Below are 12,944 nucleotides of genomic sequence, written 5' to 3'. Positions count from 1 at the left end.
TTGGCACACTATTGAGTTCTCAAACAACAGACACACCCGGCACCACCACAACCAACATAACGGCCGTGGATCGCTCCGGAGCAACTTTTCAAASTTACCCGGTTTCCCGCCCCGATGCAAATCCATATTCCAGGACCCGCACCAGCAGAAAACACATCCCCACCAAACAAAGGCGCTCAAAAGAACAACCAACAATTGGTCTTGAATTAGGGGGTTTGGCCGCCCGCGGTAACCAGCTCTTCGCTGTTCCCCTCGCGGCGACTTAGAAAACAATACACCCACCCAACCCCCACCGCAAATCCACCCCCACAACGGACCCTATGCCCCCCAGAATCCGCGTCGTAGCGGGGAATCTGAGGGGCTNTGGCCGCCCGCGGTAACCAGCTCTTCGCTGTTCCCCTCGCGGCGACTTAGAAAACAATACACCCACCCAACCCCCACCGCAAATCCACCCCCACAACGGGCCCTAACCCCGCCATTCAGGGCCCAAAGCCGGCATCGGCACCCAAATTCGGGCGCCGCCGTCGTACGTGAGTTCTGTGTGCTGCGGCACATTGGCCGACACCTCTCACGGATCTCGACAAGTTCTATCACCGGGGGCCTCAAGCACCGGAAGCCTTAAACGCAGAAGGGCCGGCAACCAAACGGTTGCCGGCCCTTCTCAAGCAGCTGGAATCAGCGGTGCTGGATTACCAGGAAGACTTGGTGATGCCCGGGAGCTCACCGCGGTGAGCCATGTCGCGGAAGCGAACACGGGAGATACCGAACTTCTGGAAGGTACCGCGGGGACGGCCGTCGATGATGTCGCGGTTCCGCAGACGGACGGGCGACGCGTTGCGGGGAAGCTTCTGCAGGCCGAGGCGTGCTGCTTCGCGAACTTCGTCGGTCGAGTTGGGGTCAACCAGAGCCTTCTTCAGTTCGAGGCGCTTTGCAGCGTAACGCTCAACGATGACTTTACGCTGTTCGTTCTTTGCGATCATTGACTTCTTAGCCATGTGTTTAGCGCTCCTCTCGGAATTCGACGTGCTGACGGATCTTGGGATCGTACTTCTTCAGAACCATGCGGTCCGGGTCGTTACGACGGTTCTTCCGCGTCACGTAGGTGTAACCCGTGCCCGCAGTCGACTTGAGCTTGATGATCGGACGTACGTCCTTGTCCTTAGCCATTAGAGCTTCACTCCCCGAGCAAGGATGGCGGCGACGACTACGTCGATGCCGCGCACGTCGATGGTCTTGATGCCCTTTGCAGAAAGCTGCAGAGTGACGTTACGGCGCAGGGACGGAACCCAGTAGCGCTTCTTCTGGATGTTCGGATCGAACCGACGCTTGTTGCGACGGTGCGAGTGCGAAATGCTGTGCCCAAAGCCCGGCTCGGCTCCGGTCACTTGGCAGTGTGCTGCCATGACTTCTCCTCAAGAATTGAATGTAATGATCCGCATATCTGCTGCAGGATCATGCGGCTAAGTGCGACCCAAAATGATCAGGGTGAACGGTTAGTCACGCAACTTGAGCCCCTAACTACCGGCTACCCTGGAGAAAATTACCGGGCCACCGGAGCAATTGCGCACGCTCCGCGCACTTAGCGCTCACCAAGTCTACGAGTTCACGCAATTAAAGACCAATCCGAGCTCGGACGGTGTAAAAGACGGTGTATAAGAGGGCGCTGCTTCAGAGGCGGGTGAGCTGGGCGTACTTGGGCGCCAGTCCGTCGCCCGAGGACTGGCCGGTGACACGGCGGATCACCCAGGGGCCGGCGAATTCGCGGACCCAGCGGGCGTTTGCGCGGAGGGCTTCGGCCCGGTTCAGCTCGGGCACCGGGGTCATGGGCGGGACTTCGATCGAGTGGTCGTGCTCCAGGACGGTAAGGACGCGCTTGGCCATGTTGGCGTGCCCGGCGGCGGACATGTGCATCCGGTCCTGGGCCCACATGCCCCAGTCGTAGTACTCGTTAAAGCGCCAGTAATCCACAAGCAACGCTCCATGGTCCCCGGCAATGCCGCGGACCAGTTCGTTGTAGATGGCGGTGCGGCCGCGCATAGTGCTGAAGACCTTCGAGCCGCGCGCGTCGAAGCCGCTGAACATCACCACTGTGGCGCCGGTGGCCGCCAGCTTGCGGATGCCGGCGTCGTACTCCGCCAGCAGATCGTCGATGTCGATCCTGGGCCGCAGAATGTCGTTGGCACCTGCGTAAATGGTCACCAGGGTGGGGTTAAGTTCGACGGCGGCGTCCACCTGTTCTGCCATGATCTGGCGGAGCTTCCTGCCGCGGATGGCCAGGTTGGCGTAGCCGAATCCGGGATCCGCCGCGCCCAGCTGCTCCGCCACGCGATCCGCCCAGCCGCGGACGCCGTTGGGGCGGCTCGGATCGTCATCCCCGACCCCTTCCGTGAAGGAATCGCCGAGCGCTACATACCGGGTCGAAAAGTCCATGGCGTCAGTCTTTCATCTGTTGCCGGGAGCAACCAAGGCGGGGCCTGTCCGGACGGTTCCCATCAGGGCGACGGCTTATGGCCGGCTTTCAGTCTCGCGGAGGATCCAGTGATCATCGTCCAGCCGGGCAACGATCTTTTCGCCGATGCGGGCGAGGTCATTGACGTCGCGTTCCGTCAGCGCGTCCAGGAACTTGGTGCGCACCGCCTCCACGTGCCCCGGTGCGAGCGCCTCCAAAGTGGCCATCCCGACGTCGGACAGGTGTGCGGTGGTGACCCGTGCATCGCGCGGGTGCGGACGCCGCTCCAGCCATCCGCGCTTCTCCAGTTTGGCAACCACATGCGAGAGCCGGGACAGCGACGAACTCGTGCGGGCGGCCAGCTGGCTCATCGGCAGGAAGCGGCCCTCAGCTTCGGACAGCATGGCCATGACGTTGTAATCGAACAGGGACACCTTGCCGGCGGTGTGGAGCTGGTTGTCCAGGGCAGCCGGCAACAGCGTGTTGATGCTCAGGAGTGCCAGCCAGGCACGGCGTTCGTCGGCGTTGAGCCAGCGCGGTTCGGTCATGCGTCCATTCTAGAAGCAGAGCGTGGTTGAGCGTTCAAGTGACGCACCAGTTCCCGTGGACCCATCCGGGTAGGCTGACTTTATGTTTGTTGTATCGCTGACCTACAAGGTGCCCGAAGACATCGTGGACTATCACCGCCCTGCGCATATGGCGTGGGTTCAGCAGGCGTTCGACGACGGCGTGTTCCTTGCGTCCGGACGCCTGGTTCCCGCGGTGGGCGGCGTGCTGTTGTCCAAGGCCGACCGAACCACACTGGATGCTGCGTTGGCCAAGGACCCTTTCTACAGCAACGGCGTGGCCGAGTTCGAAGTTATCGAATTCACCGCCACGACCGTGGCAGAAGGTTACGAAAACCTGCTGGACACCTAGGTCCCTGGCCCCTGCGCCAGCAGGCTCCGGGGAACTGCCCGGCATTCCCGGCAGTTCCCCGGAAGCACCTACTGCTCCAGAACCAGCAGCTGCGCCTTGTCCGGCTCCCAGGTCACGAACAGCTCCGCGGCTGGCGCGGGCCGACCCGTCGCATCTGAACTGAGTTCGCGCACCTGGAGCTCGTGACCGCCGGCCGTCAGGCGGTGGCGCACCGTGGCGCCCAGGTTGGTCGAGGAGACCAGCGACGCCTTGCCGCAGTTGTCCGTGCTTGCCTCGGAGCTGAACTTGAGGTTTTCCGGACGAATGGACACGGCGTATTTCTCGCCGGTGACGCCGCGGTCGCGAACCCTGCCCAGGCCCAGGCCGCCAAGGTCAACCAGCGCCTCGCCGTCCTTGCGTTCCAGAACGGTGCACGGGATGAGGTTCGTGTCGCCCAGGAAGCTGGCCACCCAGTCCGTGAGCGGGTGGTTGTAGACCTCTTCGGGCGGGCCCGACTGGACGATCCTGCCGTCCTTCATGACCACGATCCGGTCCGACATGGCCATTGCCTCGTCCTGGTCGTGCGTGACGAAAAGGACTGAGATGCCCAGGCTCTTCTGCAGCGTCTTGATCTCCTCCTGCATGTGTTCGCGGAGCCGCTTGTCGAGGGCGGCCATGGGCTCGTCGAGGAGAAGTGCGGCGGGGTTGAACACCAGGGAGCGGGCCAGGGCCACGCGCTGCTGCTGCCCGCCGGAGAGCTGACGTGGCTTCCGGTCGCCCATCTTGCCCAGGCCAACGCGTTCCAGTGCGCTATCGGCGCGTTGTCGCCGTTCGGCCTTGGGCACCTTGCGCATCCGGAGCGCGAACTCCACGTTTTCGCGGGCGCTCATGTGCGGGAAGAGGGCGTAGTTCTGGAACACGACGCCCAGGTTCCGGTCCCGGGGAGGGAGCGAATCCACGGGCTTTCCGTCGATCAGGACGCTCCCGGACGTGTGCTCCTCGAAGCCGGCAACCATCATCATGGTGGTGGTCTTGCCGGATCCGCTCGGTCCCAGCAGGGTGACGAATTCGCCGGGTTCCACCACCAGGTCCAGCTCGTCGACGGCAACCACATCGCCGTACGTCTTGCGGACCTGCCGGAGTTCAATGGAACCCTGCGCGGACGCCGTCGTCCGGGTGCTTGCTGCTGCGGAAATCACTGAAGTAGTCATGGGCCTTCCTTAGTTTGGTGCGGACACGGCCAGCGGCAGCATCCTGGCGGTGGAACGCCGTTTGAGAACGAACATGACCTGGAACAGGAGCCCCAGCGTGGCCACGGTGACCAACAGAGCCGAGGACACCGCGATCTTGGGGGTCAGGTTGAACTGGATGTCGGTGAACATCTTCACCGGCAGGGTGGTGGCGCTGGGCGACTGCATGAACAGGGACATGACGGTCTCGTCGATGGAGACCGAGAAGGCAAACAGCGCCCCGGAAACCAGCCCAGGCAAGATGACCGGCAGGTAGACGTGCCGGAACACGGACAGCCATCCGGCGCCCAGGCTCTGCGCCGAATTGACCAGCGCCGGGTTCAGTCCGGCAAGGCTGGCTCGCGTGGTCAGGTACACGTACGGGGTGGCAATGACGGCATGCGCCAGGCCGATGGGGAGGATGCTGCCCAGTACGCCGAGCGAGATGAAGAACTGGTAGAACGCCAGCGCCAGCACCACGGTGGGGACGATCATCGGCGCCAGGATCAGCCCGACGACAGCCTGCTGGCCCGGGAACTTGCGTCCGTGCAGGCCGATCGCCGCGGTCGCGCCGAGAATCACACCGATCACGACGGCGATCGCTGCCGATTGGAGGCTGGCCGTCAGGGCCGAGGTCCAAGCCTTATCAGCGAAGAAGCCGGCGACGGCGGCGAACGAGATTCCTTCGGGCGGGAACGTGATGTAGCGGCTGTCGTTAAGAGCAACAGGTACCACGATCGCCGTCGGGACCACCAGGAACAGGAACACCGGGATGGAAAGCAGCGTCAGCAGTCGCTGCCGGGGATTAGTTGTCTGCATGTTGGCCTCCCGCCTTGAGCACTCGCTGGTAGATGGCAACGAGGATGCTGACCAGCACTGTCAGGATCACGGCCAGGGCCGCGGCCCCGGAGAAGTCGGTGAGCTGGCGCGCGTAGTAGTCGATCTGGTTGGCGATCATCATGTCGCCGGGTCCGCCCATGACCACCGGGGTGATGAAGAAGCCGGTGCTGATGATGAACACGAGCAGGCCTGCCGCGGAGATGCCCGGCGTGCTGAGCGGCAGGGTGATCCGGCGGAAGATTGAGGCTTCCTTGGCCCCGAGCGAACGCGCTGCCAGGGCAAGCCGGTCATCGATGGAGGTCAGCGAGGAGAAAATCGGGAACACCGCATACGGGAGCAGGCAGTGAACCATGCCGATGATCACGGCCAGCCGGTTGTGCAGCAGCTCAATGGGAGCATCGGTGAGGCCCACCGTCTGGAGGAAGGAGTTCACGATGCCGTTGTCCTGAAGTAGCACGGCCCACGCGAAGTTCTTCACCAGGATGCCGGTCCAGAAGGGCAGCAACACCACAGCGAACAGGATCACGCGGGTCACCGTGCCTGAGCGCCACAGCACCAGGGCAATGACGTAGCCCAGGACCACGGTGACGATGGTGGATGCCAGGCTGATGCTCAGGGTGTTGATCAGGGAACGGACCACCAGCGGGTCTTCGAGGACGCGCTGGTAGGCGTTGCCGGTGAAGCTCGAGCCCACCAGTTTGCCCAGCGGGCTGAGGAACAGTACGACGTCGAAGGCCAGGATCGGGGCCAGCAGCAGCCACCAGGTGGTGCGCCGCCGTCGGGGTTTCTCCTGCTCCGGTGCCGGGGCGCGTCCCTCCGGACGCGCGCGTTGCAAGGTTGCGTTGCTCATGTCAGCTGGCCTGCCACAGCTTGAACTGCTGCTCGGTCTTCTTCAGGTTCTCCGACCACCACTTGTCGTCACGGACCAGGATCTTGTCGGCCAGGCGCGGACTGGTGGGCAGGGTGTCTGCGACCTCCTTGGGCAGCTTGGACAGCGCCGGGGTGTTGGCCAGGGTCAGGTTGGTGACCGTATCGAAGGCGGCGCCGGCCTCGGCGTCGTTGGACATGAAGTTCATCAGTTTGAAGGCGGCTTCCTTGTTCTTGGCCCCCTTCGGCACCACGAAATAGTCGCCGGCCAGCACTGCGTTTTCCGCGCTGAAGTTCAGCTTGGCGCCGTCGTTGCGGGCCGCGTTGATGCGGTTGTTGAAGCTCGTGGACAGCGAGACCTCGCCCGAGGTGAGCTGCTGGATGGGCTCCTGGTTGGCCGCGTGGTAAAGCAGGCGGTCCTTGCCGGGGTGGTGGCCCAGCACGCGCAGGGCCCGGTCGACGTCGAGCGGGTAGATCTGGTCGAACGGCACGCCGTCGGCCAGGAGTGCGGCCTCCAGCACGGAGCTATCCGAGAGCTGGTTGTAGACCGAGCGCTTGGTATCGTACTTGCCCTGGTCGAAGAACTGCGCCCAGTCCTTGGGGGCCTGCGCATCGGGGATGGCCTTCTGGTCCCAGGCCATCACGAACAGGAAGCTCAGGTACTTGATGCCGTACTCCGCCTTGGCGTACCCGGGCAGGCCCTTGTCGCTGATGATGTCGTAGTCGAACGGCTCCAGGAGGCCTTCTGCCACGGCCGTTTCGTATTCCGGGGCGGTGATTTCCACGAGGTCCCACTGCACGTCCCCGGACTGCACCTGGGCCTTGAGCGCGGCCAGGCTGGTGTTGGCCAGCAGCGTGGTTTGGATCCCCGACTGCTTGGAGAAGGGGTCCAGAATCGTCTGGGTCAGCTGGTCATTGTAGGAGCCGCCGTAGGAGGTGACCGTGACTGTCTTGTTGGCTGCCGCGCTATCGGCTGGCTTTGCCCCGCAGCCGGACAGTGCCAGGCCTGCGAATGGGGTCAACGCTGCTGCTTTCAGGAGTTTCCTGCGGTCAAAATGAAGGGAACTGTCAGTCATCGCGGTGGTGCCTCTCAAGGCTGGGGCCCTCCCGGCGCACGCCAAAGGACGCCGTGTGCCGAAGGGGCAGGTTGGGGATTCCGCGTTCACGCTGGCATCCCGACGGCGACGGTTCACGCCCCGAACGGCCCACGCAGTGCTGAGCGGACTAGAGCTGACGCGTTGAGTCGTCGTCAGTGCCGCAACAGTATCTGTGATGTTGCACACAAGTCAACAGCTGTTTACGAACCACTGGCTTTCGGGCTGTTCTTGAGCACCGAGTCCCGGTCCATCAGCTTCTTCAGCCCGCGCTTCCGCGGCACCTTGACAGGTTCCGGCCAGCGCGGCGCCAGTGCATCCCCAAGGGTGACGCCCCTGATTTTGCGGCCAAAAAGCGGCAGCACCCAGTCGTTAACCCAACGACGCTGCCGCTGTTCCCACTCCCGGAGGCTGAGCCGCGCCGGCGGGTCCCAGTCCTTGAGTCGGATTTTGTGGGGCACCCCGAGCTGGTCCAGCACCTGCCCGGCGAGGTACTTGTGGCCCGCCTTGGACATGTGGAGGCGGTCCGAGTCCCACATCCGCCGGTCATGGAAGGCGTCCAGGCACCAGTAATCCACCAGGACCGTCCCGTATTTCGCAGAGATCTCGCGGACGCGCTGGTTGTAGACCGTGTTCCGCTTCTTCAGCAGCTCCAGAACGGCCGAGACTTTGACGTCGAAGCCGGTGAACAGGACCACCGTGGCCCCGGTCCCGGCGAGTCGCGCCACGAGGTCCTCGTACTCGTCCATCAGGGCAGCCATGTCCGTGCCGATGTCCAGGATGTCGTTTCCGCCGGCGTACAGCGTGATCAGCGTGGGCCTCATGGCCAGCGCCGGTTCCAGCTGGTCGGTGATGACGTGACGCAGGCGCTTGCTCCTGATGGCCAGGTTGGCATATTCCCACCCCGGACCAGCCTTGGCCAGCTTCTCCGCCACCCGGTCAGCCCACCCCCGGACCCCGTTGGGCAGCCGCTCATCCCGGTCCCCGACACCTTCTGTAAACGAGTCCCCCAAAGCAACAAACACCCGCCGGCCCTCACGGTCCGAACGTAAAGGATTAGAACCCATCCACTGAAAGTAGCCGCCCAAAGAAACGCCAAGGTAAACGGACAGCAACAGGATGTGCAGAAGGGTTGAGACCTAGAGGCAGAGCGCGAGGGAGCGTTTTCAGTGCCGGGTGCAAGGCGTGTCCACCAAGCCGCCGCCTCTGATCATCAGCAGCTGCTCAGCCCCTGTCACATTTTTGCGACCGATGGTCACGATCAGGTAACGTTGGCGGCTGGCCCCAATGCAGGGCCCCGGGCGCCCGATCACTGGACCCCCGATGCGCCCCTTCGGCGCCTGCTAGCTCCGGCCCCACCAAGGGGCCCAAGGATGCTTTCCGCACTCGTCATCGTCTCAAGTGCATCAGTAGTTTCTTCCAGTCCTAGCCCGGAGGTATCTTGTTCAAGAAAATAGCCATCATAACCACCATGGGTGCTTTGTCCCTGACAGGATGCAGCCTAGCCCCTACGACCAATGGGGCCTCTGCCCCATCCTCGGCTGGCCGCGCGTCCACTCCAGCCCCCACTGCCGCAGCCACGGCGTCTTCAGCCGCAGCGTCTCCTGCGCCCACGGCTTCGAGCAGCAGCCAGACCCCCGCTTCGGCGGAGGCAGCCCCGGCTGCAGCCGTAGCGCCGCCGGCGCCCGCGCTTGCCGCTGCCCCGGCCCCGGCCCAGCCGGGGCCCGCAGCCGGCCAGGCTCTCGCCACGACGGGTGACGGTGCGCAGGCAGCTGCCGCCTTCGGTTGGGGCCCGGTCCTGACGGGCGACGAATTCTCCTACACCGGCGCACCGGACCGGACAAAATGGAGTGTCTATAACAGTGCTGGGCATGCCGGCAAAGGCCTGCGCAGTCCCCAGGCTTGGTCGGTTGCCAACGGCGTGGCCACCGTTAGTGGAGACGCAGCCGGCACCACGGGCGGCATGTCGGCAAAGTTCGCGGAACAAAGGTATGGTCGCTGGGAAACGCGCATGAAAACCAATTCACGGGACCCGAAATACCACCCGGTCCTGATCCTCAACAACAACGCTGCCCCGAACTGTGCCGAGATCGATTATGCCGAGGGCAGCACAGTCACCTCCGTGATGAGGTTCTTCCTGCACTACGCCTGTGGTGGAGCGGATTTCCAGACCACAACGGCGACGCCCGTCGATAGCACACAGTGGCACAACTACGCGGTGGAGTGGACCCCGGCCGGCATCAGCGGATACGTCGACGGAGTAAAGACCTTCACTGACCCGAACCCTGCGCACCAGCCCTCTGTCGCCATGAAGCAGACATTGCAGCTGGATTGGTTCCCGGACGGCTCCGCCACCAAGCCCTCGCAGATGCAGGTCGATTGGGTCCGCGTCTACAAGTGAGAGAGCGTTTGGAAAAAACCCACAGGAAGTGAGAGAGCGTTGGACGTGACAGGCCCAACGAGCCGCAGCCGCTGTCTTGCGTAGGAGCGCAGCGTCGGGAGGAAGGGCGGACCCGAGGGCCCCGAACTGAGCTTGCGAAGTTTGGGACGGGTCCAACCGCTAAGCGACGGCAAGGCGGCGGTTGCGGCGCACCCAACCGCCGCATACGACGGAAGGCCTTATACCTCGGCCTTGCCCTGGCGCCAGTACCCCATGAAGGCAACCTGCTTCCGGTCAATCCCCACGTCCCGCACCAGGTACCGCCGCATGTCCTTGATGACGGCAGCCTCACCGGCGATCCAGGCGTAGAAAGGCATGGCGCCGGCAGGCATGTCGGGGTTCTTGGTGGCCTCGATTTCGGCTGTTTCCATCCGCGCGGGCGTCTCCCAGAGGATGTCCACGTCCACATTGACGTCTTCGGGCTCCGGGCCCGCGCCGGCGTCGGACGCTTTGATGCCCACCCAGCCGGGAACGGGAACTGCAGTGCGCACTGCCTGTTGCAGCAGCTCGCCGTGCGGGCGTGAGCGGCCAATGGCGGCGCCGCGGGCAAGCCAGGTGATGTCGATGTCGGCGTCCGTCTTGAGGTGGAGGAAGTCGCCGGCTTCCGGTACTTCCAGGAGGGCGTGGCCGGTCATGTAGGACGGCAGGCTTTCGAGGATGGCTGAGATAGCGGGGATGGCGGTTTCGTCGCCGGCGAGCAGGACACGCTGGGCCATTCCGGGCCGCCACTCGATGCCACCGTAGACCTCGGCGGTGTAGCACTGGGCGGCTCGGCTGTTGGGGCCGATGATAGTGATGGCGTCGCCCGGCTGGGCGTTCTGGGCCCAGTTCGCGGCGGGACCGCCGTGGCCGTCGGCATCGAAGTGCATCACAAAGTCAACGTCAATTTCCGGATAAACGGCATCGAGCCGGGACTGGCGGACCGTGTACGTGCGCATCGAGCCGCGGACTGCGGGGTCCATGGCCAGCCATTCCTGGTACCAGCCGGCCTGCGCCATTTCGAAGACCGGCAGCGGCAGCTTTGTGCCGTCGGACGCCAGGGAAGGGATCATCAGCTTGATCCGCAGGTCGAGGGTGTCGCCGTTAACGCCGAAGTCCCGCAGCGAGTACCCGCCGAAGGTGATCCGGCGGAAGTTGGGGCTCAGCTCCTGCACAGAGGAAACGGTCACCTCGAAAGCCAGGGTCATGGGCTCGGTGGCGGCGATGTCGCGGGTCTTCATGAAACGAGCTCCAGTTCGGTTGCGGCGGCGTGATGGCGGCCGATGGGGATGATCAGGGGTGTGCCCGAGACGGGATCGGGAATTACCCGGGACTCAAGGCCGAAGACGTCGCGGACCATCTTTTCGGTGACAACGTCGATGGGGTCGCCCAGGGCCACGATCTCGCCGCCCTTCATGGCGATGACATGGTCCGCGTAGCGTGCCGCCAGGTTCAGGTCGTGCAGGACGATGGCCACGGTGGTACCGCGCTTGCGGTTCAGGTCCGTGACCAGGTCCAGGACTTCCACCTGGTGCGCCAGGTCCAGGTAGGTGGTGGGTTCGTCCAGCAGGAGCACGTCGGTTTCTTGGGCCAGCGCCATGGCGATCCAGACGCGCTGGCGCTGGCCGCCGGAGAGTTCATCGACGTTCCGCTCAGCGAGTTCCAGCGTTTCTGTCGCTTCGAGCGCGCGCTGCACGGCGGCGTCGTCCTCGGTGCTCCAGCTGCGGAAGAAGCCCTGGTGCGGATACCGCCCACGGCCCACGAGGTCGCGGACAGCGATGCCGTCCGGCGCGGTGGGGTGCTGCGGGAGGAGCCCAAGGGTGCGCGCCAGTTCACGGGCCGGCCGGGCGTGGATGTCCTTGCCGTCCAGGGTCACCGTGCCGGAGGCGGGTTTGAGGAGCCGGGACAGGCCGCGGAGGAGCGTGGACTTGCCGCAGGCGTTGGCACCCACAATCATGGTCACCCTGCCCTCGGGGATTTCCGCCGTGAGGCGGTCCACCACGCAGCGCTGGTCGTATTTGAGGGTGAGGTCCTGGGCGCTGAGAACGGCCATGTCAGGCATCCTTTCGGTTGGCCGTGACCAGAAGCCACAGCAGGAACGGGGCACCGAGCGCGCCGGTGATAACACCGACCGGCAGCACGGTGCCGTCCAGCAGCAGGGGGGCGAGGTTGGCCGCGACGTAATCGGCCGTGAGGACAATCAGCGCACCCACCAGGGCCGACGCCGGGAGGCTGGCTTTGCGGGTGAAGCGCCGGGCGATCGGGCCGGCCAGGAAGGCGACGAACGAGACCGGCCCGGCGGCCGCCGTCGCCACTGCGGCGAGTGCGACGGCGGTGACCACCACGGCGAGGCGGATGAACCCTACGCGGATGCCCAGCCCGGCCGCGGCGTCGTCGCCGAGTTCCAGGATGCGCAGCGGCCCGGCCAGGGCAATGACGGCGGGGACCAGGACCAGCAGCGCCAGTGAGAGCATGCCCGCCCGGTCCCAGTTGGCGGGGTTGAGGGAGCCGTTGAGCCAGACGAGTGCGTCGGCTGCCGTGCGGATGTCTGCGCGGGTCATCATGAAGTTGACCACCGCATGCAGGGCGGCGGCGATGCCCACACCGGCCAGGATCAGCCGGTTACCCGCGGCGTTCCCCCGGTTGCCGCCGCCGGAGCCCAATGACGGACCGCGGGAGATGGCGTAAATCAGCGCTGCGATGCCCAGCGCGCCGCCAAGTGCCGCCCCGGTCACGGCGGGACCGGTGGCGCCGAAGATCACGATGGCGGTGACCGCGGCCGCGCTGGCCCCGTAGCTGATGCCGATCACGTCGGGGCTGGCCAGCGGGTTGCGGAGCATGGTCTGGAACAGGCCGCCGGAGAGGCCGAACGCGGCGCCGATCATCACGCCGATGACGGCCCGGGGCAGCTTGTTCTCCATAACAATGAAGCTTGCGCCCGGGATTCTTTCGCCGCCGGTCAGGTGTCCGATGAGGATCTTGAAAAAGTCCGGGATGGTCACGGTGTAGCTGCCCAGGAGCACATGGATGGCGAACATAACCACGACGCCGAAGGCGAGGAAAAAGGTCGGGGTCAGCACGCGAGATGGCAGTTCACGCCAATGTTTGCGCGTGCGATTGCCCTCAAGTGCCATCTCGGCGGGGGGTTC

The 12,944-nt window shown here is 64.6% G+C and carries 15 protein-coding genes; 2 read left to right on the top strand and 13 right to left on the bottom strand.

The window, feature by feature from the left end; translation table 11 throughout:
- Positions 1–689: 689 nt before the first annotated feature.
- The 5 genes from rpsN to ASG77_RS05400 all read right to left on the bottom strand — a co-directional run bounded on the left by rpsN (position 690) and on the right by ASG77_RS05400 (position 2,997).
- Positions 690–995: a 30S ribosomal protein S14 gene (gene rpsN / locus ASG77_RS05420; RefSeq protein ID WP_026266887.1), complete on the bottom strand. Its 306-nt coding sequence runs from the start codon at positions 993–995 to the stop codon at positions 690–692.
- 4 nt (positions 996–999) lie between these two features.
- Positions 1,000–1,167, bottom strand: a complete 168-nt coding sequence (gene rpmG, locus ASG77_RS05415; RefSeq protein ID WP_013602737.1) for a 50S ribosomal protein L33 — start codon at positions 1,165–1,167, stop codon at positions 1,000–1,002.
- Positions 1,167–1,403, bottom strand: a complete 237-nt coding sequence (gene rpmB / locus ASG77_RS05410) for a 50S ribosomal protein L28 (protein WP_056342125.1) — start codon at positions 1,401–1,403, stop codon at positions 1,167–1,169. The genes rpmG and rpmB overlap by 1 nt, the downstream gene beginning before the upstream one ends.
- Positions 1,404–1,668: 265 nt before the next feature.
- Positions 1,669–2,430: an SGNH/GDSL hydrolase family protein gene (locus ASG77_RS05405; RefSeq protein ID WP_056342122.1), complete on the bottom strand. Its 762-nt coding sequence runs from the start codon at positions 2,428–2,430 to the stop codon at positions 1,669–1,671.
- A gap of 75 nt (positions 2,431–2,505) precedes the next feature.
- Positions 2,506–2,997, bottom strand: coding sequence for a MarR family winged helix-turn-helix transcriptional regulator (locus ASG77_RS05400; RefSeq protein ID WP_056342119.1), 492 nt, complete (start codon positions 2,995–2,997; stop codon positions 2,506–2,508).
- An 82-nt stretch (positions 2,998–3,079) separates the two neighbouring features.
- On the opposite strand from ASG77_RS05400, the gene ASG77_RS05395 reads away from it, so the two are divergent.
- Positions 3,080–3,367, top strand: a complete 288-nt coding sequence (locus ASG77_RS05395; protein ID WP_056342116.1) for a YciI family protein — start codon at positions 3,080–3,082, stop codon at positions 3,365–3,367.
- A gap of 68 nt (positions 3,368–3,435) precedes the next feature.
- Here the strand turns inward: ASG77_RS05395 and ASG77_RS05390 are convergent, their stop codons facing one another.
- The 5 genes from ASG77_RS05390 to ASG77_RS05370 form a co-directional block, all read right to left on the bottom strand.
- Positions 3,436–4,557 carry an ABC transporter ATP-binding protein gene (locus ASG77_RS05390; protein ID WP_056342113.1) on the bottom strand — a complete coding sequence of 374 codons (1,122 nt, stop codon included), beginning with the start codon at positions 4,555–4,557 and terminating at the stop codon, positions 3,436–3,438.
- Positions 4,558–4,566: 9 nt separating this feature from the next.
- On the bottom strand, positions 4,567–5,394 hold the full coding sequence (locus ASG77_RS05385) for an ABC transporter permease (RefSeq protein ID WP_056342111.1): 828 nt from the start codon (positions 5,392–5,394) through the stop codon (positions 4,567–4,569).
- Positions 5,381–6,265, bottom strand: a complete 885-nt coding sequence (locus ASG77_RS05380; RefSeq protein ID WP_056342107.1) for an ABC transporter permease — start codon at positions 6,263–6,265, stop codon at positions 5,381–5,383. Before ASG77_RS05380 ends, ASG77_RS05385 begins: the two co-directional genes overlap by 14 nt.
- Position 6,266: 1 nt before the next feature.
- Positions 6,267–7,358, bottom strand: coding sequence for an extracellular solute-binding protein (locus ASG77_RS05375; protein WP_056342105.1), 1,092 nt, complete (start codon positions 7,356–7,358; stop codon positions 6,267–6,269).
- Between the two features lie 221 nt (positions 7,359–7,579).
- The gene (locus ASG77_RS05370; RefSeq protein ID WP_056342162.1) at positions 7,580–8,443 is read right to left on the bottom strand and encodes an SGNH/GDSL hydrolase family protein; all 864 of its coding nucleotides are present in this window, start codon (positions 8,441–8,443) and stop codon (positions 7,580–7,582) included.
- Between the two features lie 404 nt (positions 8,444–8,847).
- Here ASG77_RS05370 and ASG77_RS22900 point away from each other — a divergent pair, with 404 nt between their 5' ends.
- Complete coding sequence (locus ASG77_RS22900) at positions 8,848–9,777, top strand: glycoside hydrolase family 16 protein (RefSeq protein ID WP_200950665.1); 930 nt, start codon at positions 8,848–8,850, stop codon at positions 9,775–9,777.
- A 218-nt stretch (positions 9,778–9,995) separates the two neighbouring features.
- On the opposite strand, the gene ASG77_RS05360 is transcribed toward ASG77_RS22900, so the two are convergent.
- Genes ASG77_RS05360 through ASG77_RS05350 form a run of 3 tightly spaced genes read right to left on the bottom strand, consistent with a single transcriptional unit; the run spans position 9,996 to position 12,929 of the window.
- The gene (locus tag ASG77_RS05360; RefSeq protein WP_056342102.1) at positions 9,996–11,036 is read right to left on the bottom strand and encodes a siderophore-interacting protein; all 1,041 of its coding nucleotides are present in this window, start codon (positions 11,034–11,036) and stop codon (positions 9,996–9,998) included.
- Positions 11,033–11,848: an ABC transporter ATP-binding protein gene (locus tag ASG77_RS05355; RefSeq protein WP_056342099.1), complete on the bottom strand. Its 816-nt coding sequence runs from the start codon at positions 11,846–11,848 to the stop codon at positions 11,033–11,035. Before ASG77_RS05355 ends, ASG77_RS05360 begins: the two co-directional genes overlap by 4 nt.
- 1 nt (position 11,849) lies before the next feature.
- A complete protein-coding gene (locus ASG77_RS05350) occupies positions 11,850–12,929 on the bottom strand; it encodes an iron chelate uptake ABC transporter family permease subunit (protein WP_200950667.1) in 1,080 nt (359 codons plus the stop codon).
- Between the last annotated feature and the right edge of the window lie 15 nt (positions 12,930–12,944).

The organism is Arthrobacter sp. Soil762, from assembly GCF_001428335.1.
Taxonomy (GTDB): domain Bacteria; phylum Actinomycetota; class Actinomycetes; order Actinomycetales; family Micrococcaceae; genus Arthrobacter.
The sequence above is the reverse complement of the archived record's forward strand: the minus strand, read 5'-3'. Positions and strand labels throughout refer to the sequence as shown.

Bases quoted from the DNA above. Each gene is read 5' to 3' on its own strand.
- rpsN (WP_026266887.1), bottom strand. From the start codon at position 995: ATGGCTAAGAAGTCAATGATCGCAAAGAACGAACAGCGTAAAGTCATC.
- rpmG (WP_013602737.1), bottom strand. From the start codon at position 1,167: ATGGCTAAGGACAAGGACGTACGTCCGATCATCAAGCTCAAGTCGACT.
- rpmB (WP_056342125.1), bottom strand. From the start codon at position 1,403: ATGGCAGCACACTGCCAAGTGACCGGAGCCGAGCCGGGCTTTGGGCAC.
- ASG77_RS05405 (WP_056342122.1), bottom strand. From the start codon at position 2,430: ATGGACTTTTCGACCCGGTATGTAGCGCTCGGCGATTCCTTCACGGAA.
- ASG77_RS05400 (WP_056342119.1), bottom strand. From the start codon at position 2,997: ATGACCGAACCGCGCTGGCTCAACGCCGACGAACGCCGTGCCTGGCTG.
- ASG77_RS05395 (WP_056342116.1), top strand. From the start codon at position 3,080: ATGTTTGTTGTATCGCTGACCTACAAGGTGCCCGAAGACATCGTGGAC.
- ASG77_RS05390 (WP_056342113.1), bottom strand. From the start codon at position 4,557: ATGACTACTTCAGTGATTTCCGCAGCAGCAAGCACCCGGACGACGGCG.
- ASG77_RS05385 (WP_056342111.1), bottom strand. From the start codon at position 5,394: ATGCAGACAACTAATCCCCGGCAGCGACTGCTGACGCTGCTTTCCATC.
- ASG77_RS05380 (WP_056342107.1), bottom strand. From the start codon at position 6,265: ATGAGCAACGCAACCTTGCAACGCGCGCGTCCGGAGGGACGCGCCCCG.
- ASG77_RS05375 (WP_056342105.1), bottom strand. From the start codon at position 7,358: ATGACTGACAGTTCCCTTCATTTTGACCGCAGGAAACTCCTGAAAGCA.
- ASG77_RS05370 (WP_056342162.1), bottom strand. From the start codon at position 8,443: ATGGGTTCTAATCCTTTACGTTCGGACCGTGAGGGCCGGCGGGTGTTT.
- ASG77_RS22900 (WP_200950665.1), top strand. From the start codon at position 8,848: ATGGGTGCTTTGTCCCTGACAGGATGCAGCCTAGCCCCTACGACCAAT.
- ASG77_RS05360 (WP_056342102.1), bottom strand. From the start codon at position 11,036: ATGAAGACCCGCGACATCGCCGCCACCGAGCCCATGACCCTGGCTTTC.
- ASG77_RS05355 (WP_056342099.1), bottom strand. From the start codon at position 11,848: ATGGCCGTTCTCAGCGCCCAGGACCTCACCCTCAAATACGACCAGCGC.
- ASG77_RS05350 (WP_200950667.1), bottom strand. From the start codon at position 12,929: ATGGCACTTGAGGGCAATCGCACGCGCAAACATTGGCGTGAACTGCCA.